Origin of the sequence: Mesorhizobium sp. B2-4-7, assembly GCF_006442685.1 — a bacterium.
Lineage (GTDB): Bacteria > Pseudomonadota > Alphaproteobacteria > Rhizobiales > Rhizobiaceae > Mesorhizobium.
The window spans coordinates 387,322-408,065 of the sequence record NZ_VFVH01000002.1 but is presented as its reverse complement, the minus strand read 5'-3'; the positions used below and the strand labels follow the sequence as shown (position 1 = coordinate 408,065).

At 63.7% G+C, this 20,744-nt stretch carries 22 protein-coding genes and 1 pseudogene; 10 read left to right on the top strand and 13 right to left on the bottom strand.

From position 1 onward, the window contains the following. Positions 1 to 4: 4 nt before the first annotated feature. The 4 genes from FJ946_RS08670 to FJ946_RS08650 all read right to left on the bottom strand — a co-directional run bounded on the left by FJ946_RS08670 (position 5) and on the right by FJ946_RS08650 (position 3,250). Positions 5 to 244: a hypothetical protein gene (locus FJ946_RS08670; RefSeq protein WP_140563863.1), complete on the bottom strand. Its 240-nt coding sequence runs from the start codon at positions 242 to 244 to the stop codon at positions 5 to 7. A 337-nt stretch (positions 245 to 581) separates the two neighbouring features. After that, positions 582 to 1,202: a transglutaminase-like cysteine peptidase gene (locus FJ946_RS08660; RefSeq protein ID WP_140491861.1), complete on the bottom strand. Its 621-nt coding sequence runs from the start codon at positions 1,200 to 1,202 to the stop codon at positions 582 to 584. A 173-nt stretch (positions 1,203 to 1,375) separates the two neighbouring features. Beyond that, complete coding sequence (locus FJ946_RS08655) at positions 1,376 to 2,653, bottom strand: polyhydroxyalkanoate depolymerase (RefSeq protein WP_140491858.1); 1,278 nt, start codon at positions 2,651 to 2,653, stop codon at positions 1,376 to 1,378. A 228-nt stretch (positions 2,654 to 2,881) separates the two neighbouring features. Continuing rightward, the gene (locus tag FJ946_RS08650; RefSeq protein WP_140491856.1) at positions 2,882 to 3,250 is read right to left on the bottom strand and encodes a septal ring lytic transglycosylase RlpA family protein; all 369 of its coding nucleotides are present in this window, start codon (positions 3,248 to 3,250) and stop codon (positions 2,882 to 2,884) included. Between the two features lie 310 nt (positions 3,251 to 3,560). On the opposite strand from FJ946_RS08650, the gene FJ946_RS30730 reads away from it, so the two are divergent. Then, the gene (locus tag FJ946_RS30730; protein ID WP_181167265.1) at positions 3,561 to 3,746 is read left to right on the top strand and encodes a hypothetical protein; all 186 of its coding nucleotides are present in this window, start codon (positions 3,561 to 3,563) and stop codon (positions 3,744 to 3,746) included. A gap of 7 nt (positions 3,747 to 3,753) precedes the next feature. Here FJ946_RS30730 and FJ946_RS08640 read toward each other — a convergent pair whose 3' ends face one another. The 4 genes from FJ946_RS08640 to FJ946_RS08625 form a co-directional block, all read right to left on the bottom strand. Continuing rightward, positions 3,754 to 3,960, bottom strand: a complete 207-nt coding sequence (locus FJ946_RS08640) for a hypothetical protein (RefSeq protein WP_140491853.1) — start codon at positions 3,958 to 3,960, stop codon at positions 3,754 to 3,756. 19 nt (positions 3,961 to 3,979) lie between these two features. Next, complete coding sequence (locus tag FJ946_RS08635; RefSeq protein ID WP_140563861.1) at positions 3,980 to 4,843, bottom strand: ABC transporter permease subunit; 864 nt, start codon at positions 4,841 to 4,843, stop codon at positions 3,980 to 3,982. Continuing rightward, complete coding sequence (locus tag FJ946_RS08630; protein WP_140563859.1) at positions 4,840 to 5,613, bottom strand: taurine ABC transporter ATP-binding protein; 774 nt, start codon at positions 5,611 to 5,613, stop codon at positions 4,840 to 4,842. Before FJ946_RS08630 ends, FJ946_RS08635 begins: the two co-directional genes overlap by 4 nt. A 152-nt stretch (positions 5,614 to 5,765) precedes the next feature. Next, positions 5,766 to 6,683: an ABC transporter substrate-binding protein gene (locus FJ946_RS08625; protein WP_140563857.1), complete on the bottom strand. Its 918-nt coding sequence runs from the start codon at positions 6,681 to 6,683 to the stop codon at positions 5,766 to 5,768. A gap of 612 nt (positions 6,684 to 7,295) precedes the next feature. Between FJ946_RS08625 and FJ946_RS08620 the strand changes: the two genes are divergently transcribed. The 4 genes from FJ946_RS08620 to FJ946_RS08605 all read left to right on the top strand — a co-directional run bounded on the left by FJ946_RS08620 (position 7,296) and on the right by FJ946_RS08605 (position 11,987). Then, complete coding sequence (locus FJ946_RS08620) at positions 7,296 to 7,787, top strand: Rrf2 family transcriptional regulator (RefSeq protein WP_140563855.1); 492 nt, start codon at positions 7,296 to 7,298, stop codon at positions 7,785 to 7,787. A 25-nt stretch (positions 7,788 to 7,812) separates the two neighbouring features. Next, positions 7,813 to 9,153 carry an FAD/NAD(P)-binding protein gene (locus FJ946_RS08615; RefSeq protein WP_140563853.1) on the top strand — a complete coding sequence of 447 codons (1,341 nt, stop codon included), beginning with the start codon at positions 7,813 to 7,815 and terminating at the stop codon, positions 9,151 to 9,153. Between the two features lie 210 nt (positions 9,154 to 9,363). Further along, entirely contained in the window at positions 9,364 to 10,821 is a 1,458-nt protein-coding gene (locus FJ946_RS08610) for a pyridoxal-phosphate dependent enzyme (RefSeq protein WP_140563851.1), read from the top strand. Then, the gene (locus FJ946_RS08605; protein ID WP_140563849.1) at positions 10,818 to 11,987 is read left to right on the top strand and encodes a PLP-dependent aspartate aminotransferase family protein; all 1,170 of its coding nucleotides are present in this window, start codon (positions 10,818 to 10,820) and stop codon (positions 11,985 to 11,987) included. Before FJ946_RS08610 ends, FJ946_RS08605 begins: the two co-directional genes overlap by 4 nt. Positions 11,988 to 12,003: 16 nt before the next feature. Here the strand turns inward: FJ946_RS08605 and FJ946_RS08600 are convergent, their stop codons facing one another. Then, the gene (locus FJ946_RS08600; protein ID WP_140563847.1) at positions 12,004 to 12,816 is read right to left on the bottom strand and encodes a HEPN domain-containing protein; all 813 of its coding nucleotides are present in this window, start codon (positions 12,814 to 12,816) and stop codon (positions 12,004 to 12,006) included. Beyond that, on the bottom strand, positions 12,809 to 14,050 hold the full coding sequence (locus FJ946_RS08595; protein ID WP_181167594.1) for a DUF262 domain-containing protein: 1,242 nt from the start codon (positions 14,048 to 14,050) through the stop codon (positions 12,809 to 12,811). Before FJ946_RS08595 ends, FJ946_RS08600 begins: the two co-directional genes overlap by 8 nt. A 130-nt stretch (positions 14,051 to 14,180) precedes the next feature. Here FJ946_RS08595 and FJ946_RS08590 point away from each other — a divergent pair, with 130 nt between their 5' ends. The 4 genes from FJ946_RS08590 to FJ946_RS08570 all read left to right on the top strand — a co-directional run bounded on the left by FJ946_RS08590 (position 14,181) and on the right by FJ946_RS08570 (position 18,587). Next, positions 14,181 to 15,152, top strand: a complete 972-nt coding sequence (locus tag FJ946_RS08590) for a GlxA family transcriptional regulator (protein ID WP_140563969.1) — start codon at positions 14,181 to 14,183, stop codon at positions 15,150 to 15,152. 311 nt (positions 15,153 to 15,463) lie between these two features. Next, complete coding sequence (locus FJ946_RS08580) at positions 15,464 to 16,768, top strand: Xaa-Pro peptidase family protein (protein WP_140550515.1); 1,305 nt, start codon at positions 15,464 to 15,466, stop codon at positions 16,766 to 16,768. A gap of 115 nt (positions 16,769 to 16,883) precedes the next feature. Next, entirely contained in the window at positions 16,884 to 17,564 is a 681-nt protein-coding gene (locus FJ946_RS08575; RefSeq protein ID WP_140563843.1) for an isochorismatase family protein, read from the top strand. A gap of 33 nt (positions 17,565 to 17,597) precedes the next feature. Further along, on the top strand, positions 17,598 to 18,587 hold the full coding sequence (locus FJ946_RS08570; RefSeq protein WP_140563841.1) for an alpha/beta hydrolase: 990 nt from the start codon (positions 17,598 to 17,600) through the stop codon (positions 18,585 to 18,587). Here FJ946_RS08570 and FJ946_RS08565 read toward each other — a convergent pair. Both FJ946_RS08565 and rsmI read right to left on the bottom strand, forming a co-directional pair. Then, positions 18,572 to 18,966: pseudogene (locus FJ946_RS08565) on the bottom strand (YraN family protein). The gene FJ946_RS08570 and the pseudogene FJ946_RS08565 sit on opposite strands and share 16 nt — an antisense overlap. Beyond that, positions 18,941 to 19,852 (bottom strand): 16S rRNA (cytidine(1402)-2'-O)-methyltransferase, encoded by a 912-nt coding sequence (rsmI, locus tag FJ946_RS08560; RefSeq protein ID WP_140563839.1) that lies wholly within the window; start codon positions 19,850 to 19,852, stop codon positions 18,941 to 18,943. The pseudogene FJ946_RS08565 and the gene rsmI overlap by 26 nt, the downstream one beginning before the upstream one ends. Positions 19,853 to 20,052: 200 nt before the next feature. On the opposite strand from rsmI, the gene FJ946_RS08555 reads away from it, so the two are divergent. Next, positions 20,053 to 20,232, top strand: a complete 180-nt coding sequence (locus FJ946_RS08555; RefSeq protein ID WP_140491829.1) for a hypothetical protein — start codon at positions 20,053 to 20,055, stop codon at positions 20,230 to 20,232. A gap of 73 nt (positions 20,233 to 20,305) precedes the next feature. Here the strand turns inward: FJ946_RS08555 and FJ946_RS08550 are convergent, their stop codons facing one another. After that, positions 20,306 to 20,740, bottom strand: coding sequence for an EamA family transporter (locus FJ946_RS08550; protein WP_140491827.1), 435 nt, complete (start codon positions 20,738 to 20,740; stop codon positions 20,306 to 20,308). Positions 20,741 to 20,744 lie beyond the last annotated feature (4 nt).

Below are 20,744 nucleotides of genomic sequence, written 5' to 3'. Positions count from 1 at the left end.
GAGATCAGTTCTTGCCGGCCGTGCTGCCGCCATTGCCACCGCGGCCGTGATCACCATGGCCGCGGCCACCATTGCCGCCGCCAAGGCAGTCCGATGCGCCGGCGGCGCCGCAACAGCGGCCGCTCCACAGGTCGTTGAGATTGGTGTTGGCGCAGCTTCGAATGGTCTGATCGGCCAGAGCGGATCCGGCCATGCCCGACACCGTGACGGCGGCGAGAAGGGTGTTACGCAGGAAAGCAGTCATTTGAAGTCTCCATGGTTGGTTTCGGTTCACGGCTGTGTGTCGCCGGCCGGGCCGAAATGGTTCATGGAGGGTGTGGGAATTTTTTTGGGGAGTGCGCGAGGCGCGTGACTGCAACGTCGGCGCCGCCCCTCATCCGCCTGCCGGCACCTTCTCCCCGTATAGGACGGGGAGAAGGGAGACAGCCGCGCCCTTGGCGTATTTCTTGCGACGTCGGCAATTGGGGAAATCGTCGATGACAGCGTCTTTCTCCCCGTCACTATACGGGGAGAAATGCCCGGCAGGGCAATGAGGGGCGGGGCCGACATCCGGCGGTTGGGCGCGCCGCCCGCCGCAGTCCCTACTCCACGGACCCGACCAGCACCTGCTGGCCGCCACGGATCGAGACCCAGCGGCCGGTGTTGTCGATCGCCTGGCGCTTGAGGAAATGGTAGCCGGTGTCGTCCCAGGCCTTGACCTTGTCGGTCAGATTGTCGAGCACATAGTCGCCCCTGTCGGTGCGCACCGTCAGCACCGAGTGCCCTTCGCCGTCGGGTTTGCGCACCACGGTGATGAGAAGATCGGCAAGCGATATGCCCATCCGGGACAGCAGGCGCCGCTTTTCCAGCACATAGTCCTCGCAGTCGCCGACGCCCTTGGCGGGATAGGCCCAGACCTCGTCCTTGCCATAGATGTCCATGTCGCTCATCGGCTTGACGGCGGCATTCACCCTGGCGGTGACCTTGGCCAGCTTGCGCCACAACCTGTCCGTCATCGCGGCCGGCGCCAGATTGCCGGGACGGATTGCGCATTCGCGGGCATTGAGCCTGCAGAAATCATAATGGCCGATCGGTTGCGACGCGACGCCGCCGGTCGTCATCGCTCCGGCCGCCAGGGCCGGTGCCACCCAGCCTCCCATCATTGTCGCCAGTCCGGCTACTGCGCACGCACGAAGCGCTCGCGCCATTGGTGAGGAATTCATTGTCCCCGCTCGCCCTTGTTATTAATGAAAGGTTAAGGGCGATCTACAGTCCGTGTCAATTACCACGATTGGGTGATTTGCGACATGGTTACCCGCGAGACGCATGGCAGCGGCACCCGTGCGACAGGCCTGCCCGGCCTGTCCGGCGCTATCGGGCCGGCAATGCAGGCTGCCTATCTTTTGGCGGTGCGGACCAGCTTCGGTTTCACGGCGACCCGGTTCTGGCGGCCATAGCTGGTGATGAAGTCGACGATGCGCGGCACGATCTCGGCGCGGAAGCGCGACCCGTTGAAGACGCCGTAGTGCCCGACCGCGGGCTGCATGTAATGCGCCTTCCTGTCGGCGGGAATGTTGACGCACAGATCGTGCGCCGCCCGCGTCTGGCCAAGGCCGGAAATGTCGTCGTTCTCGCCCTCCACCGTGAACAGCGCGACATTGCGGATGGCCGAGGGATCGATGGGCGTGCCGCGATGCGTCATCTCGCCCTTGGGCAAGGCATGCCGGACAAACACCGTGTCGACCGTCTGCAGGTAGAACTCAGCCGTCAGGTCCATCACCGCCAGATATTCGTCGTAGAAGTCGCGGTGCTTCTCGGCGCTGTCGCCGTCATGCTTCACAAGGTGCATGAAGAAGTCCTTGTGGGCGATGATGTGGCGGTCGAGGTTCATGCTCATGAAGCCCGAAAGCTGCAGGAAGCCTGGATAGACCTCGCGGCCGAAGCCCGGCACCGGCCAGGGCGCGCGCATCACGACATTGTCGCGGAACCAGTCTATGCCCTTCTCCTCGGCCAGAAGGTTGACCGCGGTCGGGTTGCGGCGCGTGTCGATCGGCCCGCCCATCAGGGTCATCGTCGCAGGAACGAAGGGGTCGCCGCGCGTTTCCATCAGCGCCACGGCCGCCAGCACCGGCACGGAAGGCTGGCAAACAGCCATCACATGCGTGTCGGGGCCCAGCACATGCAGCATGTCGACGACATAGTCGATATAGTCGTCGAGATCGAATTGGCCGTCGGCCGTCGGCACCATGCGGGCGTCGATCCAGTCGGTGATGTGCACGTCGGCATGGGGCAGCATGGCTTCGACCGTGCCGCGCAGCAGCGTCGCATAGTGGCCCGACATCGGCGCCACGATCAGAAGCTTCGGATCGCGCCGCCGCCCGGCGGGCACGGCGCGCTCGAAACGCACCAGGTTGCAGAACGGTCGTGACCAGACGACCTTCTCGGTCACTGCCACGCTCTTCCAGTCGACCACCGTCTTGTCGAGGCCGAATTGCGGCTTGCCGTAGCGGCGCGTGGTGCGCTCGAACAACTCGGCGCCCGCCGCGATCGAGCGGCCCCAGGACGTGTGCGAGAACGGATTGAGCGGGTTGGAATAGAACAGCCGCACCGCATCGGCATAGAGACGGGCCGGCTGCAGGGCGGCGTGGTTCATTTCATAGAGCTGGTAGAACATCCGTTTACCCCGCTGCGGCCTGCGACCGAAGGGGCGGCGAGCAGTGCCTGGCCCTAACTGTCTCGCGGGGAAGTTAACAACTAATTGCTGCGATGCAATACGTCACGTGGCGTGATCTATACGCATTCTTGGTCCAAAGCGTTGGAAATCAGCCTTGGACGGTACAAGCCGGCTCATTGTGCAGGTGCGAAGGCCAGGCGGCCCGGCCCTCGGGCCGGGCAGTGGTGGTCAGACGCGCGCCATGCAGACCGCGGTGTGGCCCGAACCGATGAAGCCGAGCTGGCCGGCGGCACCCTTCGACAGGTCGAGCACGCGTCCCCGGATGAACGGTCCGCGATCGTTGATGCGCACCACGACGCTGCGGCCATTGTTCTGGTTGGTGACCCGCAGCTTGGTGCCGAAAGGCAGCGTGCGGTGTGCGGCGGTCAAGGCCGAAGGGTTCATCCGTTCGCCCGACGCGGTCCTGGAGTGCAGGGCGTACCAGGAAGCGCGGCCGCATTGACCGGCGGCGGAGGCGGCTGGAGTGGCGGAGGCGCCGACCATCAGGCCAGCAGCGATCGTCACCGCGGCAAGCGCGGTCCGGTTGTTGTTATTCATATTTGGGGGAAGGCTCCGTTTTTGACAGGCCCCAGCCGTTACGGAGACAATAAGGCACGAAATGCGGCAATCATCTGGCGGTTCCATGGCGCCGGCACACGTTTGGAGTCGCCCGGTAACAGTCTGTCAGTGATTTCCCGACGGTCAGCGATCAACTCACGATGATGTTCCAGCGGATATCCATGTCTTGTTTGACAAGATCGAGCGGCAACATCCAAGTAGAAGATGCTGCTGCCGAACCGATTCCTTTGCCTCTTTCATCGCGACGGCGACGACGCGACCGATCAACTTCGGAAGGGAGAATCCGGCAATGAGACTGATCAAAAATCTGCTGGCGTTGATTGTGCTGGCCGTCGGCGCGCTGTGGTCGCTGCAAGGCATCGGCGCGATCGGCGGCAGCTTCATGACCGGCCAGTCGCAATGGCTCACCATCGGCATCGTCGTCATGCTGGTCGGTCTCGCCGGGCTCGTGTGGGCGAACCGTTCGCGCGGTTGAGCCGCTCTCACTGCGACCAGTACTGCCAGGCCCAGTAGAAGCTTTCGTCTCGCGGCGGCAGGCGGTCACGCCCGGCCGGGAGTCGGACGGGCGCCGGCGAGCGCGGACCGTCCTCCCTTGTCGCCTTGTCCTCCTCTATCGCCTTGCCATCGGATGTCAGGCCCAGCAGCCAGGTGCCAAAATGGGCGAACAGCATGGCGGTGGAATGGGTCATCGTCATCTCCGTTTCCCGATCATTCGCGTCCCGCCCACGGCACGAGCGCGCGCTCGATCCTGCGGATGGCGAATTCGAGCACGAAGGCGATGGCCGCGATCACCAAAATGCCCATGACCACCACGTCGGTGACCAGGAACTGCGCCGCCGACTGGATCATGAAGCCAAGCCCGCGCGTCGCCGCCACCAGTTCGGCGGCGACCAGCGTGGACCACCCGGCGCCGAGCGCGATGCGCAGTCCGGTCAGGATCGACGGCAGCGCGCTGGGCAGGATCACGTGGCGGACCACCTGGCGCCTCGTCGCGCCAAGCGAACGCGCGGCGTTGATGCGCTCCTGCGAGACGCCGCGGACGCCGGACGCGGTCGACAAGGCCACCGGCGCCAGCATGGCGATGGCTATCACCAGGACCTTGGACGGCTCGCCGATGCCGAACCAGATGATGACCAGCGGCAGATAGGCGAGCGGCGGGATCGGCCGCAGGAATTCCAGCAGCGGATCGAAAATGCCGCGGCCGACGGTGCTGATGCCGATGGCGAGGCCAACCGGCACGCCGACGAGGAGCGCCGCGATGAGCGCGGCGAACACCCGCCCCAGGCTGGCGGCGATATGCTGGACGAGCGTTGCGTCGACAAAGCCATCGCGGGCGACGATGATGAATTTGTTCCACACCGCGACAGGCGAGGGCAGGAATACCGGCGACACCAGTTGCAGGCGGGCCGACAGCGTCCAAAGCGCCAGCACCAGAAGAATGGTGGCCGCGCTGACCATGCGCGCCGAAACGCCCTTGCGCTTCGGGACCGGGCGCGACCATGGCACCGACAGGCCGTCGGCCTCTTCGGTCCTGGAGCCGGAGCGTTCGGTGTAGGAGGAGGAAATGGTCATGCCGCCTCTCCCTCGAAGATCGCGTCGGTCAGTTCGCCGCGCGCCGCGGCGAAGCCAGGATCGGCCTTGATGGCGCGGATGGCCTCGCCCGCTGCGTAGCGCCTGGAGAAGCCCGGCTCCAAGGTCCGCACCACCCGGCCCGGCCCGGGCGCCAGGACGACGATGCGGGTGGCGAGCACCAGCGCCTCGTCGATGCCGTGCGTGACCATCAGCACGCCGACATTGCTTGCCGTCCACAGGTCGAGCAGCGTCGTCTGCATGCGCTCGCGCGTCAGCGCATCGAGCGCGCCGAGCGGCTCGTCGAGCAGCAGGAATTGCGGCTCGGCAGCCAGCGCCCGGGCAAGGCCGACGCGCTGGCGCATGCCGCCGGACAGCTCCCAGATGCGCTTGTCGCCGGCATCGGTGAGCTTGACCAGGCCGAGCAATTCGTCGGCGCGGCGCGCCCGCTCGGATGGCCCGACACCGCGCAGCCTGAGCGCGAAGGCGACGTTCTCGCGCGCCGTCAGCCAAGGAAACAGCGCGTCGTTCTGGAACACCACCGCACGGTCCGAACCGGGTGCTGCGATCGGCCGGCCGTCGATCGCGGCCGTGCCGCGTGCCGGCGCGACAAAGCCGGCGGCGACATTGAGCAGCGAGGTCTTGCCGCAGCCGGAACGGCCGACAAGGACGACGAGGTCATCGCTGGCGACGTCGATCGATACCCGCTCGACGGCGGGTGCGGGCTGGCCGTCATAGTGGATCGAGATTCTGTCGAGCACGAGATGCGACATGAGCCCTCGCAGGAGTTCGTTGAAGTCCGCCTGCCCGAAGCAGAGCCTCGTCAGCGGCTCCGGGACAGACGACACGCGGCGTCAGGAAAGCCGCGCGCGTCTCATAGGGGCGCCACCTGCCCGTCGTGGCATGGGGCGCTCCAACGCTCGGGTCAGTTCGAGGCCAGCGCCTCGGTGACGTATTTCGATGTCACATATTTCGAATAGTCCGGCAGCACGGCGTCTACCTTGCCCTGCTCCTTGAGGAAGGCGGACGCGGCCGCGATCGCCTTGACCGTGCCGCCGCCGAGGAACTTGTCGGAGGCTTGTTCTTCGAGTGTCGGGAAGACATAGCCCTTGAGCAGTTCAGGCACTTCCTCGACCTTGGCGCCGGTCAGCTTGGCGATCTCGGCCGCCTGCGGCGACGCTGCCGACCAGGCATCGGGCTTGACCAGGTACTCGGCATAGGCCGCACCCGTCACCTTGACGAAGTCGCGCACCGCTTCCGGGTTCTTTTCGGCAAAGTCGGTGCGCACGATCCAGGCGTCGAAGGTCGGCGCGCCCCAGGCGGCGACCTGGGAGGAATCCAGCACCACCTTGCCTGATGTCTTGACCTGGCCGAGCGCCGGATCCCAGACATAGGCCGCAAGCAGGCTGTAATGCGTCGTCGAGACGAAGGGCACGGCCACCTTCTTGCCGGCGAGGTCGGTGACCTTCTCGATGCCGGCGCCGTTGCGTGCGACCAGGGCCTCGGATGGCCCGATCAGGCCGACGACGAAGATGGTCTGGACCGGCAACTCGCGGCTCGCCGCCGCCGCCAGCGGGCTCGAACCGACATAGCCGATGTCGACCGAGCCGGATGCGACCGCGGCGATGACATCGGCGCCGGAATCGAATTTGCGCCAGTCGATGGCGGCCTTGGTAGCCTTTTCATAGGCACCATCGGCCTGCGGCACCTTGGAGGGTTCGACCACCGTCTGGTAGCCGATGGTGATCTTGAGGTCGTCGGCAAAAGCCGGGCCGAGGAAGGCGGCGCCGGCAAGTGCGGCCGTAGACAGGAGAAGGATGCGTCGCGAAATGGTGGTGGACATCAAGGGCTCCATGAAACAGGGGAAAACCGGATTGCTTCATGATAGTTCGCTAATTCTATGGTTCTTGTAGAGTTAAATTCTTCTAGCGGGGCTGGATTTGTTGGAAAAAGCTGCCGGTGCCGAGGTCCCCAAGCGGATTTGGCGGCTATGGCGCTTCAAGAGTGGCGACGTCAATCACATTCGGGAAGCTCGGCCCCGCTACCGGCCACCGATCGCGAACGAGAATTCACGCTGCAGCCGCTTGAAAGGCAAATCCATGCTTCAGACGGATGGGAATTTAAAAACATGTTCCGCCTGTTCGCGTTTAAGTATAGTAAACTTATCGACATAGAACCTGGAGGCGGCGATGAGAGGTCATACCCACCCGTATCGCGGCGATCGCCGGCGGCACCAGTCTCAGGCCGTCGCGCCACGGTTTGTGTCCCCGGAGTCACAAGTCAGGTCCAAAATGGCCGCAATGGCTTGAAAATCAAGCAAGATCAATCGCGATTGGCTTGTATATCATGTTGGTAGAATTTATGTGTCATGGATGCTTGAGCGCGGCGGGAGGCACGCCAGGCGTTTCGCAACGGATGGCCTCGAGCCATCGCATGACAGAGAAACGTTCGGATCATGCTCACCAAGAAAGGCAAGTACGGCCTCAAGGCGCTCGTCCATCTGGCGCGGATGCCGGCCGGGCAGCTTGCCTTCGTCAACGACATCGCGACCGGCAACAGCATCCCGAAGAAGTTTCTCGACGCCATCCTGGGCGAATTGCGCAATGCCGGTTTCGTGCAGAGCCGCAAAGGCAAGGATGGCGGCTATCGCCTGGCGCGGCCACCGGAGGAAATCAGGGTCGGCCATGTCGTGCGTGTGCTCGACGGCCCGCTGGCGCCGATCCCTTGCGCCAGCCGTACCCAATACCAGCGCTGCGAAGACTGTAACGAGGCGACATGCCAGGTTCGACATCTGATGCTGGAAGTCCGGCAAGCGATCGCCGAGGTGCTCGACCAGCGCAGCCTCGCCGAGATGCGCGACATCGGCCTCGACGACCTTGGGGTCGCAAGGGGCCTCGACGACCTCTCGGTCGCGAGCGACGATCTGCCGGTTGCGGTGAAGGCCTGACGCCGGCGCGTCGCACGGGGCTGGCATGAGCGGCCGCGGCAACTCGATCATCATCGTCGGCGGCGGCGCCAGCGGGGTCGTGCTCGCCGCGCATCTGCTGAGACAGCCCAATCCCGACCTTCGCGTCACGCTGATCGAGAAGCGCCCGCATTTCGGCCAGGGCATCGCCTACTCCACATTGCTCTCCGCGCATGTGCTGAACGTCAGCGCCGCCGGCATGAGCGCCTATGCCGACGATCCCGGCAATTTCTGGCGCTGGCTGGTGGAACGCGGCCTGGCAACGCCCGAGCAGGCGCCGGTCTACGCGCCGCGCAGCATCTATGCCCGCTATCTCGGCGAATTGCTGGACGATCTCGAGGCGCGCGAGAGGGAGACCGGACGGCTTCGGCTGATCCATGAGGAGAGCCTGTCGATCTCGCCCACGGCCTCGGGGGTCGAAGTGGCGCTCGCCAACGGCACCAGCGTCGTCGCCCATCTGGCGGTGCTCGCCACCGGCCATGACGAGGTGCCGGCCATGGGGCAAGGCCATGCGGTTCGGATGGGGTCGGAGGCCGACACCGCGCTCGATCCCGACCGGAGCGTCATGGTGCTGGGAACGGGCCTCAGCATGGTCGACGCATTCCTGGCGCTCGAACAGCGCGGCCACCGCGCGGAGATCGTCGCGGTGTCGCGGCGCGGCCTGCTGCCCTCGCCGCACCGCAAGGGCAATCCGATCAAGCTCGACGTCGCCGATATCCCGCTCGGCACCCAGCTTTCCTATTTCGTAGGCTGGTTCCGCGACCTGATCCGGGAAAACCAGAAGGCCGGCATCGACTGGCGCGACGTCGTCGACGGCCTTCGCCCGTTCAACCAGAAGATCTGGCAGAACTGGCCGGCCTCCGCCAAGCGTCGTTTCGTCGAGCACACCAAGGCGTGGTGGGACATCCACCGCCACCGCATGGCGCCCGAGGTCCATGCCCGCGTCACGCAAGCCGTGCAGTCCGGCCGCATCCGCCTCGTCGCCGGCCGTGTCGTCGACATCGCGGCGGGCGGCGAGTTCACGGTCCAGGTCCAGTCGCGCCACACCAAGCGGCTGGAGAGGTTCGAGGTCGCCCGCATCTATGATTGCTCCGGTATCGTCAGGGACATCTCGGCCTCGTCGAACAGCGTGGTGCGCTCGCTGGTCGACCGCGGGCTGGCGCGGCCGGATCCGCTGCGCATCGGCCTCGACGTGACGGCCAATTGCGAGATCATCGCCGGCGACGGCACGGTGTCCAGGAAAATCCTCGCCGTCGGCCCGCTGACCAGAGGCACCTTCTTCGAGATCGACGCCATTCCGGATATTCGCGTCCAGTGTGCGAGGCTGAGCAAGCAGCTGCTGGGGTAGGGTGTTTGGCGTCGGCGTTCTACGGCAGGCCAGAGGGGGCGTGCCCCACAAGCCTGCGGGCGATTTGCACGACGGAGCCCGCCCCGGAATTTCATTCTCCATCTAGCCGGTCGATTGGCACGATCTATCTTCTTTCCCACTGCAAAGGGCTGGAAAAGAGGATACGCTGCCGCCCTGCCCGAAGCGGCCGCTTGATCATGGAGCATCGATATGAGCAGGCACAAGATCGCGCCCTCGGATAGCGCCCCCTTGGAAAACGCCGCTTCGGAAAACGCACTGTCGCGCCTGCGGCCGCCTTACGGATCGGTGCTCGACCTGATCGGCCAGACCCCCGTGGTCGAACTGACCCAATTCGACACCGGCAAGTGCCGGCTGTTCATCAAGCTCGAAAGCCAGAATCCTGGCGGCTCGATCAAGGACCGTATCGCACTGTCGATGATCGCGGCGGCCGAGAAGGAGGGCAGGCTGAAGCAAGGCGGCACGATCGTCGAGGCGACGGCCGGCAATACGGGGCTGGGCCTCGCCCAGGTCGGCATCCCCAAGGGCTACCGTATCATCCTGGTCGTGCCCGACAAGATGTCGCGCGAGAAGATCCAGCACCTGCGCGCACTGGGCGCGGAAGTGCGCATGACGCGCTCCGATGTCGGCAAGGGCCACCCCGAATATTATCAGGACATGGCCGAAAAAATCGCGGCCGAGCTGCCCGGCGCTTTCTACGCCAACCAGTTCGCCAATCCGGCCAACCCTGAGGCGCATGAAACCACCACCGGTCCGGAAATCTTTTCGCAGCTCGACGGCGATGTCGACGCGGTGGTGGTCGGCGTCGGCTCCGGCGGCACGCTGACCGGCCTTGGCCGGTTCTTCGCCAAGGCATCGCCGAAGACGGAAATGGTGCTGGCCGATCCGGTCGGCTCGGTGCTGGCGCCGCTGATCAAGACCGGCAAGATGGTGGAGGCCGGCAGCTGGACTGTGGAAGGCATCGGCGAGGACTTCGTGCCGCCCAATGCCGAGCTGTCGCTGGTCAAGAAGGCCTATTCCATATCGGACAAGCAGAGCATGCTGGCGGTGCGCGATCTCCTGTCCCGGGAAGGCATCCTGGCCGGCTCGTCTTCGGGCACGCTGCTGTCGGCCGCCTTGCGCTATTGCCGCGAGCAGACGTCGCCCAAGCGCGTCGTCACCTTCGTCTGCGACAGCGGCAACAAATATCTGTCGAAAGTCTTCGACGATTTCTGGCTGGCCGAGCAGGGGCTGGCCGAGCACGAGCAGCATGGCGACCTGCGCGACCTGGTGATGCGCACGCACCGCACCGGCGACACCGTCTATGTCGGTCCGGACGAGAGCCTGCTCAACGCCTATGGCCGCATGCGCCGCTCCGATGTCTCGCAGCTGCCGGTGCTCGACGACGGCAAGCTGGTCGGCATCGTCGACGAAAGCGACATTCTGGCCAAGGTCGACGGCCCCTATGAGGGCCGCTGGGAGCGCTTCAACGCGCCGGTACGCACGGCGATGACCTCCAATCTGCATACTTTGCAGGCCAGCCAGACGCTGGACGCGCTGCTGCCGGTATTCGACCGCAACGAGGTCGCCATCATCTTCGACGGCGACGAGTTCGTCGGCCTGATAACCCGCATCGACCTGATCAACCATTTGAGGCGCCGTGCACGATGACCGCATCCGGAAAGAACCGCCTGGCCTTCTCCACCCGCACCATCCATGGCGGCCAGAGCCACGATCCCCTGACCGGAGCGGTGATGGTGCCGATTTACGCCACCTCGACCTATGGCCAGCAGTCGCCCGGCGTGCACAAGGGCTTTGAATATGCCCGGAGCCAGAATCCGACGCGCTTTGCCTTCGAGCGCGCGGTGGCCGATCTCGAAAGCGGCTCGGCTGCCTTCGCCTTCGCCTCCGGGCTGGCGGCGATCGCCACCGTGCTGGAACTGCTCGATTCCGGCGCCCACATCGTCGCCACCGACGACATCTATGGCGGCTCCTTCCGCCTGATGGAGCGTGTGCGCAAGCGCTCCGCCGATCTCAAGGTGAGCTTCGTCGACTGCACCGACCTTGCGGTTATAGAGGCGGCAATCCGCCCGGAGACGAAAATGCTCTGGGTCGAGACGCCGACCAACCCGCTGCTGCGCATCGTCGATCTCGAAGGCGTCGCAGCCCTTGCAAGGCGCAAGGGCATCCTCTCGGTCGCCGACAACACATTCTGCAGCCCCTATTTGCAGCGGCCGCTGGAGCTCGGCATCGACGTCGTGGTGCATTCGACGACGAAGTACCTCAACGGCCATTCCGACATGGTCGGCGGCGTGGCTGTTGTCGGCGACAACAAGGATCTGGCCGATCGCCTGAAATTCCTGCAGAACGCCATCGGCGCCATTTCGGGCCCGTTCGACAGTTTTCTCGCCCTGCGCGGCCTCAAGACATTGGCGCTGAGGATGGAGCGGCACTCGTCGAACGGCCTCAAGATCGCGCAGTGGCTGGAAGCCCGCAAGGATGTGCGCCGGGTCATCTATCCCGGCCTCGCCAGCCATCCGCAGCATGCCGTTGCCGTCCAGCAGATGCATGCGTTCGGCGGCATGATATCAGCCGTGCTCGACCGCGACCTCGCCGGCACGAAACGCTTCCTCGAACGCACGCAATTGTTCACGCTGGCCGAAAGCCTCGGTGGCGTGGAGAGCCTGATCGAGCATCCGGCGCTGATGACGCATGGATCGATCCCGGCGGAGAAGCGCGAAGAGATCGGCATATCGGATTCGCTGGTGCGGCTGTCGGCGGGCATCGAAGATGGCGACGATCTGATCGCGGACCTGGAGCAGGCGCTGGGGAGTTAGAGGGCGGGACAGAGTCCTAACCCGCTATTGCGGGCGCTCCTGCGACCTGCTTCGCCTTCTCAATTTCCTTGTCAAACTTCTGAAACGCCTCATTTAACGCGTCCGAAAAAGCAGTTGTGAGGAGCCGAAAAAAGGCTGCCCACTGGTTGAAAACTGTTGCTCCCACCCCAGTGTTCTGAGAGATTGAATGAACAATTCCGTTTCGGAGTTCGTAGAACTCAGACACCTGTCGCTGAAGCGTTATATTGAACTGATCCTTTGATGGGGAATTCACAGTGTCCCTAAGCGGTTTGGATTTATACATCAGTTCTCCAAGTTTTGTTATGCCAACTCGACCGCAAAGCTCCGCCATTGTATCGAACCTCATATTGTTTTCGTGCTCGGATACTAGTTTTGCTTGGAACGATAGCATGTTGGTACCAATCGGATATTCGATCAATGCGCGCATAACGGGCTCTGCTAAGCCAACCCATGCGGGAAAGCCTTTCGGCTTGATTCGAGATAACTTCCCCGAACCAGATCTCCAATAGGTATCCATTAACTTCTCTTTAAATTCACTCTTTAGAAAGGCATACTCGACGATGACGCCTTTGGCATATTCCTCCACCTGTTGCCGGACGTACTCTTCAAAGTGCGCGGCTAACAATACGATTGCGGCAGCAGCCATCGTATTCTTCCCACCCGCTGGAACCAACGGCAAAGCAGTGCCCGCGACTAGAGTCGGAGCAAGGGCATCTTGGAGCGACGAAACATCAATCGTCCGGACTAGAATCTCGAGGATAGACGCCTGCCTGTCGAACTCGGAATCTGCAACTTTGAAATCAGGCATTTTTAACAGAAGCCTTAAAAAGCTCCTCCATCGCAGTTATTCTCGCACGGATGTCGGCTGCCGTATTGGCGCGTCCCGTGAATTGCTCAATCTTCTCCGGACTGTCCAATGCAGCCCAATACGCAGTTTGGATCGCCTGCTTTGCCGCGATAAGGTCATTTCGCCTCGCCCAAAGCCGATCAATCGCGATCATTACCGCATCGTACATACTTTCCGATCGGCGTTCCGTGTCGCCCGGCGATAGACGGAAAGGCGCTCCATCGAAAAGTGCGTCAGCGAAGGTCAGTCTTTCGGAAAATTGCTTAGAAATGATACTCCCTTGGGCGGAAGTCATGTCTAGGTTGGCCTCCATGCATTTGTCGAGGATAGAGCGCATTGACCCTTTGATCCCCTTGTCGTTCTGAAGGGCAAAGTACCTGAGAACGATCTGGCAATCGCCCATAGTCTGGTAAAGGGCATTTTTCTTTCTCTCGGGGCTCTCATAGTCAGCCTCGGTGTATTCGGCGCTATAAGGAGGTATTCCCCATATCCTTGTGAAGGCCGGAGTTCTTGTCAGGCTGATTATGGTGTCATTAAATACGCCGGAATAAACTGCATTGCGAATCTCCTGCGCATTAAGTTTCTTACCACCTGTGTTTAATCTCTCGAAGACAAACTTTTTCAACTCAAGTACGCGATTTGTGTTGGCGTCCCTCAATGAGGCGCGAGACTCTTTTAAAAGCACAATAGCGGAAAGTGAGGCTCTCTCGAGTGTGCGTTTAGTGCGAGGTGGTAAGGATGCGTAGGTACGGCCTACTAGCGGTGCCAGAACGCCCAACGATGATAGTTTGAATTGATTGGCAAAGAACTCACGAATCGCGAGCAATCTTTGTTGACCATCCATCACCTCATATCGAGCAAAGTCACCCTCGAAGAGAAAAATCGGTGGAACAGGTATGTTTAGTAAAAATGACTCAATTAGAAGCGATTTTTGCTTGTTTGTCCATCTCGACCGTCTTTGATATTCCGGTCTCAAATTGACAGTTTTCGATTCGTCAACAACATCCTTTATCTGCGGCAAAAGGAAGTTGTTTGTCTGATAAATAGCCCTAAATGGAGAATCGACGATCGACTTCTCGATCTCATCTACCGTCTTAAACGAAATCACATTGAAATCGGAATCAGCTTCTTCTGTATCGTCCAATTCCTCCAATAGAGGGTCGCTATCTTCATCTATGCTGCCCGCCGAACCCACTATATCGTCTCCTTTTCAGTCGTAGCGGCTAAAGTGCCTCGTTATGCAACAAATAGTTCTCACAGGACAGCGCTTTGCGCTTCCAGCATGTATCATGCATAGATCGGCCGAGCTGGAGGCAAACGGCGCCATGAACAACCCGCGCAAACCTCCGAAATCCACCGAATCTATCACTTTCGCGGTGCTGGTCTTCCCCGGCTTTCCGATGATGGCGTTCAGCTCGGTCATCGAGCCGCTGCGCGCGACCAATGTGCTGGCGAAGCGGGAATGCTATCGCTGGATCATCGTCGGCGCTACCCAGGGCGCGGTCGAGGCCTCGAACGGCGTCGTCATCCAGCCGCGCTTCTATGCCGGGGATGCGCCGAAGGTCGACCGCATCGTCGTCTGCTCAGGCGGCGATGCCGATCATCTCGTTGCCGAGGATGCGGCAAGCTGGATCCGCCGCAGCTTGCGCAGTGGCGCCCATATCGGCGCGGTGGCGGACGCCGCCTTCTTCCTCGCCCGCGCCGGCCTGCTCGACGGCCATGCCTGCACCTTGCACTGGACCAGCCAGGCGGCCTTCACCGAGGCCTTTCCCAATGTCGAGCTGAGGCGCGACCTCTATGTCATCGACCGCAAGCGTTTCACCTCGGCCGGCGGCGTCGGCAGCCTCGACATGATGCTGGAGATCATTACCCGCGACTACGGCGCCGAGCTTGCGGCCGGCGTCGCCGAATGGTTCGTGCACAGCCAGCTGCGCTCCAGCGTCGACCGCAAGCTGATGCCGCTGCGCCTCCGTACCGGCGTGCGGAACGAGCTGGTGCTGTCGGCCATCGCCATCATGGAGGACGCGGTCGAGGAGCGGCTCGGCATGGCGGAGCTCACCGCGCGGCTCGGCGTGTCGTCCGACAAGCTCGAACGCTCCTTCCGCTCCGAACTCGCCATCTCGCCCAGCGGCTATTACCGGCGGCTCAGGCTGAAACGCGCCGCCGATCTCCTGGCGCACTCGACGCTCGCCGTGCGCGACGTGGCGCTCGCCTGCGGCTTTGCCTCGATGTCGAGCTTCGCGCGCGCCTTTCGCGAGGAGCACGGTCATCCTCCGAAGCTGGCGCGACGGCATTAGAGGTCTTGCTGGCGCTGAGAGACGTCGCCCCCCTCTGTCCTGCCGGCCATCTCCCATACGAGGGTCCCTCAAGGGGGGAGATTGAACGTCACAACAGCTTTCGCCAATTTTCACCGAAGAAGCGACGAGGTCAAAGCTGCCAATCTCCCCACTTGAGGGGGAGATGCCCGGCAGGGCAGAGGGGGGCGCTTGGCACCTGCATCTCTTATTACCCCAGCGGCATCTCGCACAACAAGCGCGGTTTTCCGCACAATCCCTCGTTATCTCCTGCGCCATGGTCTGATCTTGCAAACCACCCAAGGTCAGCCCCCATGAGCATCGTCGTATTCGACCCCGACAGCACTGAAGACGTCGACTTCAAGGACCGCATGCGCCACCCCGCGGCGGCCGATCCGGCGGGCGGCATGTGGCTGTCCGACACCGAGCCGTCCTTCATCGATGCCGACGCCCTTCGTAAAGGCCGGCTGGCCAAGCTGCGCGGTTGGATGCGCGAGGCCGGCTATGGCGGCGTGGTGCTGTTCGACCCCTACAACCAGCGCTACGCCACCGGCTCGCGCAACATGTTCGGCTATTTTCTGCGCAACTCGACCCGTTATTTCTTCATTCCGACCGAAGGGCCGATCGTGCTGTTCGAATATCCGCAGAGCTACCATGTCTCGATGGTGCTCGACACGATCGACGAGGCGCGTCCTTCCAAGCTCGTCTGGTCGTCGGTATCGGGCCGCGACGACGAGACCGCCGGTCCCTTCGCCGACGAGATCGCCGAACTCCTGAAGCAGCATGGCGGCGGCTCGATGAAACTCGGGCTCGACCGTTGCAGCCATCTGCAGGCGCTGGCGCTGGAAAAGCGCGGCTGCGAGGTCCGGGATTGCCAGGGCGAGATCCTGGCGGTGCGCGCGGTCAAGACGCCGGAGGAAGTGAAATGCCTGCAGGTGTCGATGGCCGGCGCGGAAGCCGCCGTCTATGCCGTGCGCGAGGCGATCAAGCCCGGCGTTTCCGAGAACGAGCTGTTCGCCATCATGTATGGCGAGGTCATCCGCCAGGGCGGCGAGTTCATCGAGACGCGGCTCTTGACGTCGGGCCAGCGCACCAATCCCTGGTTCAACGAGGCCAGCGGGCGAAAAATCCGGCCGGGCGAGTTGCTGGCGCTCGATACCGACACGATCGGCTGCTATGGCTATTATTCGGATTTCTCGCGCACCTTCCGCTGCGGGCCCGGCAAGCCGACCCCCTATCAGAAATCGCTCTACCGCATGGCGCACGACCAGGTTCAGCACAATATCTCGATCGTGAAGCCCGGCATGGCTTTCCGCGAGATCGCCGAAAAGGCTTGGAAGATCCCCGACCGCTTCGTCGACCAGCGCTACACCTCGGTCATGCACGGCGTCGGCATGCATGGCGAGACACCCTTCATCGCGCACGCCATGGACTACGAAACCTATGGCCGCGACGGCCATATCGTGCCAGGCATGGTGGTGAGCGTGGAAAGCTATATTGGCGAGAAGGGCGGCCGCGAGGGCGTCAAGCTGGAGGATGAAATCCTGATCACCGAGACCGGCACCGAGCTCCTGTCGCGCTTCCCCTATGAGGATGAGTTTCTGGAGAAGCAGGTTTGACATCCACTGCCCGCCTCGGCGACGCATCGCAGCTGCAGAACGAGCGCCTCATTCCTTGGCGCCCCCCTCTGTCCCTCCAGCGTTTGGAAGTATCTTGGGGGCTAGGCGCATCCGCATGAAAAGCCCTATCTCCGTCAAGCGCGGCACCGTGGCCGCTGTCTTCATCGACCTGCAGGAAGAGCACCGGCAGGACCCGCGCTACCTGGTCGAGGGTTTTGACAAGATTCTCGCCAACGTCCAGCGGCTGCAGGCGGCGGCGCGGCAGAACAATGTGCCGCTCCATCACTGGGCCTACATTGTCGATCTCGACAAGCAGGAGCGGCCCTTTCACCCTGTTGGAACCGACGGCAAGTCGGCCTTCTCCGACAAGAGCGATCCGCTGACCGAGATCTGCCGTGAGGTGGCGCCTGCTGATGGCGAGGCGCTGCTGATCAAGGCCGAGGCCAGCGCCTTCCGCGCGGGACCGGCCGCCGATCGGCTCAAGGCTTCCGGCGTCGAATGGCTGGTCATATCTGGCGTGTGGACCGAGGCCTGCATCGATGCCACCGTGAAGGACGCCGTGGCGCGCGGCTTTCGCGTGCTGCTGGTCAAGGACGCCTGCGGCAGCGGCAGTGCCGCCATGCACCAGACCGCAATCCTCAACCTCGCCAACCGGCTCTATGGCGGCGCCGTCACCGACACCGACGGCGCCTGCCTGCTGCTGGCTGGCGAGAGCGTCGCCGTCTGGCAGGTCGAGGGCTCGGTGCCGCTGCGCTTCAGCTTTGAAAACGCGGCCAGGCTTTACAGCGAGCTTTGAGGCAATGCCTTCCGAAACCGTGGGCAGCAGTGAATGACCGGTCGCAGCAAATACGCGACGCGGCTCGACCCTGCGCTGTGGGCCTATATAGACGGCATCAACGCCTGGTATCCGCCCGAGACGATCGACCTGCCGATCGCCAAGCAGCGTGCGATCTATGACAGGATGTGCCGGGCGCTTCGCCAGCCCTATCCGCCGGGGGTGACGGCGAGCGACGGCCTCATCGCCGCCCCCGGCCGGGACATCGCGGTGCGGCACTACGGGATGGCAGGCACGGCCGCGCGGGCCACGGTGCTTTATTACCATGGCGGCGGCTTCATCCTGGGCGGGCTCGACAGCCATGACGACATCTGCGCCGAGATCTGCGCCGGCACCGGCTTTGCCGTGCTCTCGGTCGACTATCGGCTGGCGCCCGAACATCTCCACCCCGCCGCCTTCGACGACGCTCTGGCCGCCTTCGAATGGGCGGCGGCTAGAGCGAACGGGCCACTGCTGCTGTCCGGCGAGAGCGCCGGCGGCAATCTGGCGGCGGCGGTCAGTCACGCGACGCGCGCTCGCGCGAAGAGGCCGACCGGCCAGGTGCTGATCTATCCCGGCCTCGGCGGCGACGAGACTGCCCGCTCCTACATCGAGCATGCCGAGGCGCCGCTTCTGTCGACCGGCGACGTCGCCTTCTACCGCCACGTCCGCTCGGCCAAGAGACAGGCGCCGGACGATCCGACCTTCTCGCCGCTGCGCGCCGCCGACTTCTCCGGCCTGCCGCCCACCATTGTCGTTACCGCCGAATGCGACCCGCTGTCGTCGGACGGCGAGGCCTATCGCGACCGCATCCTGGCCGCCGGCGGCAGAGCGAGTTGGCGCGAGGAGAAGCGCCTCGTGCACAGTTTCCTGCGCGCCCGCACCACAGTGCCGGCCGCCGCCGAGGCGTTCCGGCGCATAATCGCGGCGATCGCGGCACTTGGCGCGGGCGAATGGCCCGCCGAATGCCGAACCCGAGCGACGCAGCCTCAATTGCGCCCGTAAAACGCGTTCGGGACATGCACCGGCCAGCGCCATGGCAGCACGGCGATCATGTCGAACCGCATCGACAGCCTGCCGTAATCCGGCTGGCGCGACAGCCAGATGTCGGCGGCGCCTTCGATGCGGCGCTCCGATTCATGGGCGATCGCCTCCATCGCTTCCATCAGCGTGCGGCGCGCCTTGACCTCGACGAACAGCACCAGGTCGCCGCGCCGCGCGATCAGGTCGATCTCGCCGAAACGGTGCGATGGCGGCGCGCCAGGATCCGGTAGCCTTTCAGCACCAGCGCCGCCGCCGCCAGCCATTCGCCGCGATGGCCGCGCCGGTAGGCCTTTTGACGGCTGACGCTCGGGAGCCTAGCCACGGTCCTCTCCAGAGGCATCCCTGAGTTCCAGCAGCCGCCGGTAAAGCGCCTGCTTCTGACCGCCGGTCATCTTCGCCGCTTCCGCCGCCGCCTTCGAAGCCGGCATTTCGGCGGCGAGCGACAACAGCATCCGGTCGATATCGGCCGGCTCGTCCGCCCTGGCTTCGGCCGGACCGACGCACACCACGATCTCGCCCTTCGGCGTATCGGCCGCCGCATAGTGGTCGGCCAGCGCCCGCAGCGTGCCGGTGCGCATCTCCTCGAAGGTCTTGGTCAATTCCCTGCCGATCGCTGCCTTGCGCTCGCCGCCAAGCGCTTCGGCCATCGCGCCGAGAGACTCGGCCAGCCGGCGCGGCGATTCGAAGAAGATCAGCGTCGCCGGCACCGCTTTAAGCGCGTCCAGCCGCGCCAGCCGCTGCCCCGCCTTGACCGGCAGGAAGCCGGAGAACAGGAAGGCATCCGAAGGCAAGCCGGATGCGGTGAGCGCGGCAAGCGGCGCGGACGGACCGGGGATGGGCACGACGCGAATGCCCTGGTCGAGCGCCTCGCCGACCAGCCGGTAGCCGGGATCGGAAACCAGCGGCGTGCCGGCATCCGAGATCAGCGCCACGCTCTGCCCCGACTGGAGCGCCGCTATCAATTTTGGCCCGGCCTCGCCGGCATTGTGCTCGTGATAGGCCGTGGTGCGGCGGCGGATGCCGTAGCGGTCGAGCAGCACGCGCGACACGCGCGTGTCCTCGCAGGCGACCATGTCGGCGGCGGCCAGCGTCTCAAGCGCGCGCAGCGTGATGTCGGCGAGATTGCCGATCGGCGTCGCCACCAGATAGAGCGCGGGTTCGAGCGGCCGGGCCGCGATCTCGGTCTGCCCGATCACATAGCTGCGCTTTCCCGTCTCGCCAGTCACCGGTGCCCTTCTCCGTCAGCGGCGCGCCCGCGTCCAGATGGAGCCGCGAAGGACGTTCCGAAATCATCCGCCCTGTTTGGCACGGCCCGCGCCGGGTTGCAAAAGCCGCTGTAATGCAAGGCGAGCGCCATTCCTTCGCCACAGTAGGGAACGAAACCGTCTTTCGCAGATTTAGCCCCTGATTCCCCCGGGAGGACAGGATGGACAGACTGACCATACAGGACGCTTTCGAGCCCTACTATGCAGGCCGCAAGCGCTTTGCCGCGCAAGGAGACGGGAAGCCGCCCGCCACCACGGACGGCAAGCAGGGGCCCGCGCGCCGCCCGCCACCAGAGATCAAGCTACCCGACAACGAACCCGACAGCACGACGGAGCACTGACCGGACGATGCCCAATCGCTTCGATATTTTCATCACCCGTCTCGAAACCAAGAACGCCCGCCACGGCGCAGCACTACCCTCGATAAGCGACCAGCACCGCGCCCGCCGCGATAAGGGCGACGCCAAGCCAGTTCGCACCGGTGAGCCGCTCGCCGAGAAAGACCGCGCCAAACACCGCCACAAGCACGACGCTTAGCTTGTCGATGGGCGCCACCTGCGCCGCATTGCCGATTTTCAGCGCGCGGAAATAGCAGAGCCACGAGGCTCCGGTCGCCAGTCCCGACAGGCTAAGGAAAAGCCAGGTCTTCCCGGAGATCGAGGCCCACGATTGGAATTGGCCGCTGGCGGCGAGGATCGCCGCAAGCACGACCAGGATGATGGCTGTCCGGATGAGGGTGGCGAAATCGGAATTGATGGTCTCGATGCCGACCTTGGCGAAGATCGCCGTCAGCGCCGCGAAAGTCGCCGACAACAGCGCCCAGAATTGCCAGGAGAGCGGCAGGTTCATTCGG

What these genes read in the sequence shown, in the direction of transcription:
- FJ946_RS08670 (WP_140563863.1), bottom strand. Translation starts at nt 244, where the DNA reads ATGACTGCTTTCCTGCGTAACACCCTTCTCGCCGCCGTCACGGTGTCG.
- FJ946_RS08660 (WP_140491861.1), bottom strand. Translation starts at nt 1,202, where the DNA reads ATGAATTCCTCACCAATGGCGCGAGCGCTTCGTGCGTGCGCAGTAGCC.
- FJ946_RS08655 (WP_140491858.1), bottom strand. Translation starts at nt 2,653, where the DNA reads ATGTTCTACCAGCTCTATGAAATGAACCACGCCGCCCTGCAGCCGGCC.
- FJ946_RS08650 (WP_140491856.1), bottom strand. Translation starts at nt 3,250, where the DNA reads ATGAATAACAACAACCGGACCGCGCTTGCCGCGGTGACGATCGCTGCT.
- FJ946_RS30730 (WP_181167265.1), top strand. Translation starts at nt 3,561, where the DNA reads ATGAGACTGATCAAAAATCTGCTGGCGTTGATTGTGCTGGCCGTCGGC.
- FJ946_RS08640 (WP_140491853.1), bottom strand. Translation starts at nt 3,960, where the DNA reads ATGACCCATTCCACCGCCATGCTGTTCGCCCATTTTGGCACCTGGCTG.
- FJ946_RS08635 (WP_140563861.1), bottom strand. Translation starts at nt 4,843, where the DNA reads ATGACCATTTCCTCCTCCTACACCGAACGCTCCGGCTCCAGGACCGAA.
- FJ946_RS08630 (WP_140563859.1), bottom strand. Translation starts at nt 5,613, where the DNA reads ATGTCGCATCTCGTGCTCGACAGAATCTCGATCCACTATGACGGCCAG.
- FJ946_RS08625 (WP_140563857.1), bottom strand. Translation starts at nt 6,683, where the DNA reads ATGTCCACCACCATTTCGCGACGCATCCTTCTCCTGTCTACGGCCGCA.
- FJ946_RS08620 (WP_140563855.1), top strand. Translation starts at nt 7,296, where the DNA reads ATGCTCACCAAGAAAGGCAAGTACGGCCTCAAGGCGCTCGTCCATCTG.
- FJ946_RS08615 (WP_140563853.1), top strand. Translation starts at nt 7,813, where the DNA reads ATGAGCGGCCGCGGCAACTCGATCATCATCGTCGGCGGCGGCGCCAGC.
- FJ946_RS08610 (WP_140563851.1), top strand. Translation starts at nt 9,364, where the DNA reads ATGAGCAGGCACAAGATCGCGCCCTCGGATAGCGCCCCCTTGGAAAAC.
- FJ946_RS08605 (WP_140563849.1), top strand. Translation starts at nt 10,818, where the DNA reads ATGACCGCATCCGGAAAGAACCGCCTGGCCTTCTCCACCCGCACCATC.
- FJ946_RS08600 (WP_140563847.1), bottom strand. Translation starts at nt 12,816, where the DNA reads ATGCCTGATTTCAAAGTTGCAGATTCCGAGTTCGACAGGCAGGCGTCT.
- FJ946_RS08590 (WP_140563969.1), top strand. Translation starts at nt 14,181, where the DNA reads ATGAACAACCCGCGCAAACCTCCGAAATCCACCGAATCTATCACTTTC.
- FJ946_RS08580 (WP_140550515.1), top strand. Translation starts at nt 15,464, where the DNA reads ATGAGCATCGTCGTATTCGACCCCGACAGCACTGAAGACGTCGACTTC.
- FJ946_RS08575 (WP_140563843.1), top strand. Translation starts at nt 16,884, where the DNA reads ATGAAAAGCCCTATCTCCGTCAAGCGCGGCACCGTGGCCGCTGTCTTC.
- FJ946_RS08570 (WP_140563841.1), top strand. Translation starts at nt 17,598, where the DNA reads ATGACCGGTCGCAGCAAATACGCGACGCGGCTCGACCCTGCGCTGTGG.
- FJ946_RS08555 (WP_140491829.1), top strand. Translation starts at nt 20,053, where the DNA reads ATGGACAGACTGACCATACAGGACGCTTTCGAGCCCTACTATGCAGGC.
- FJ946_RS08550 (WP_140491827.1), bottom strand. Translation starts at nt 20,740, where the DNA reads ATGAACCTGCCGCTCTCCTGGCAATTCTGGGCGCTGTTGTCGGCGACT.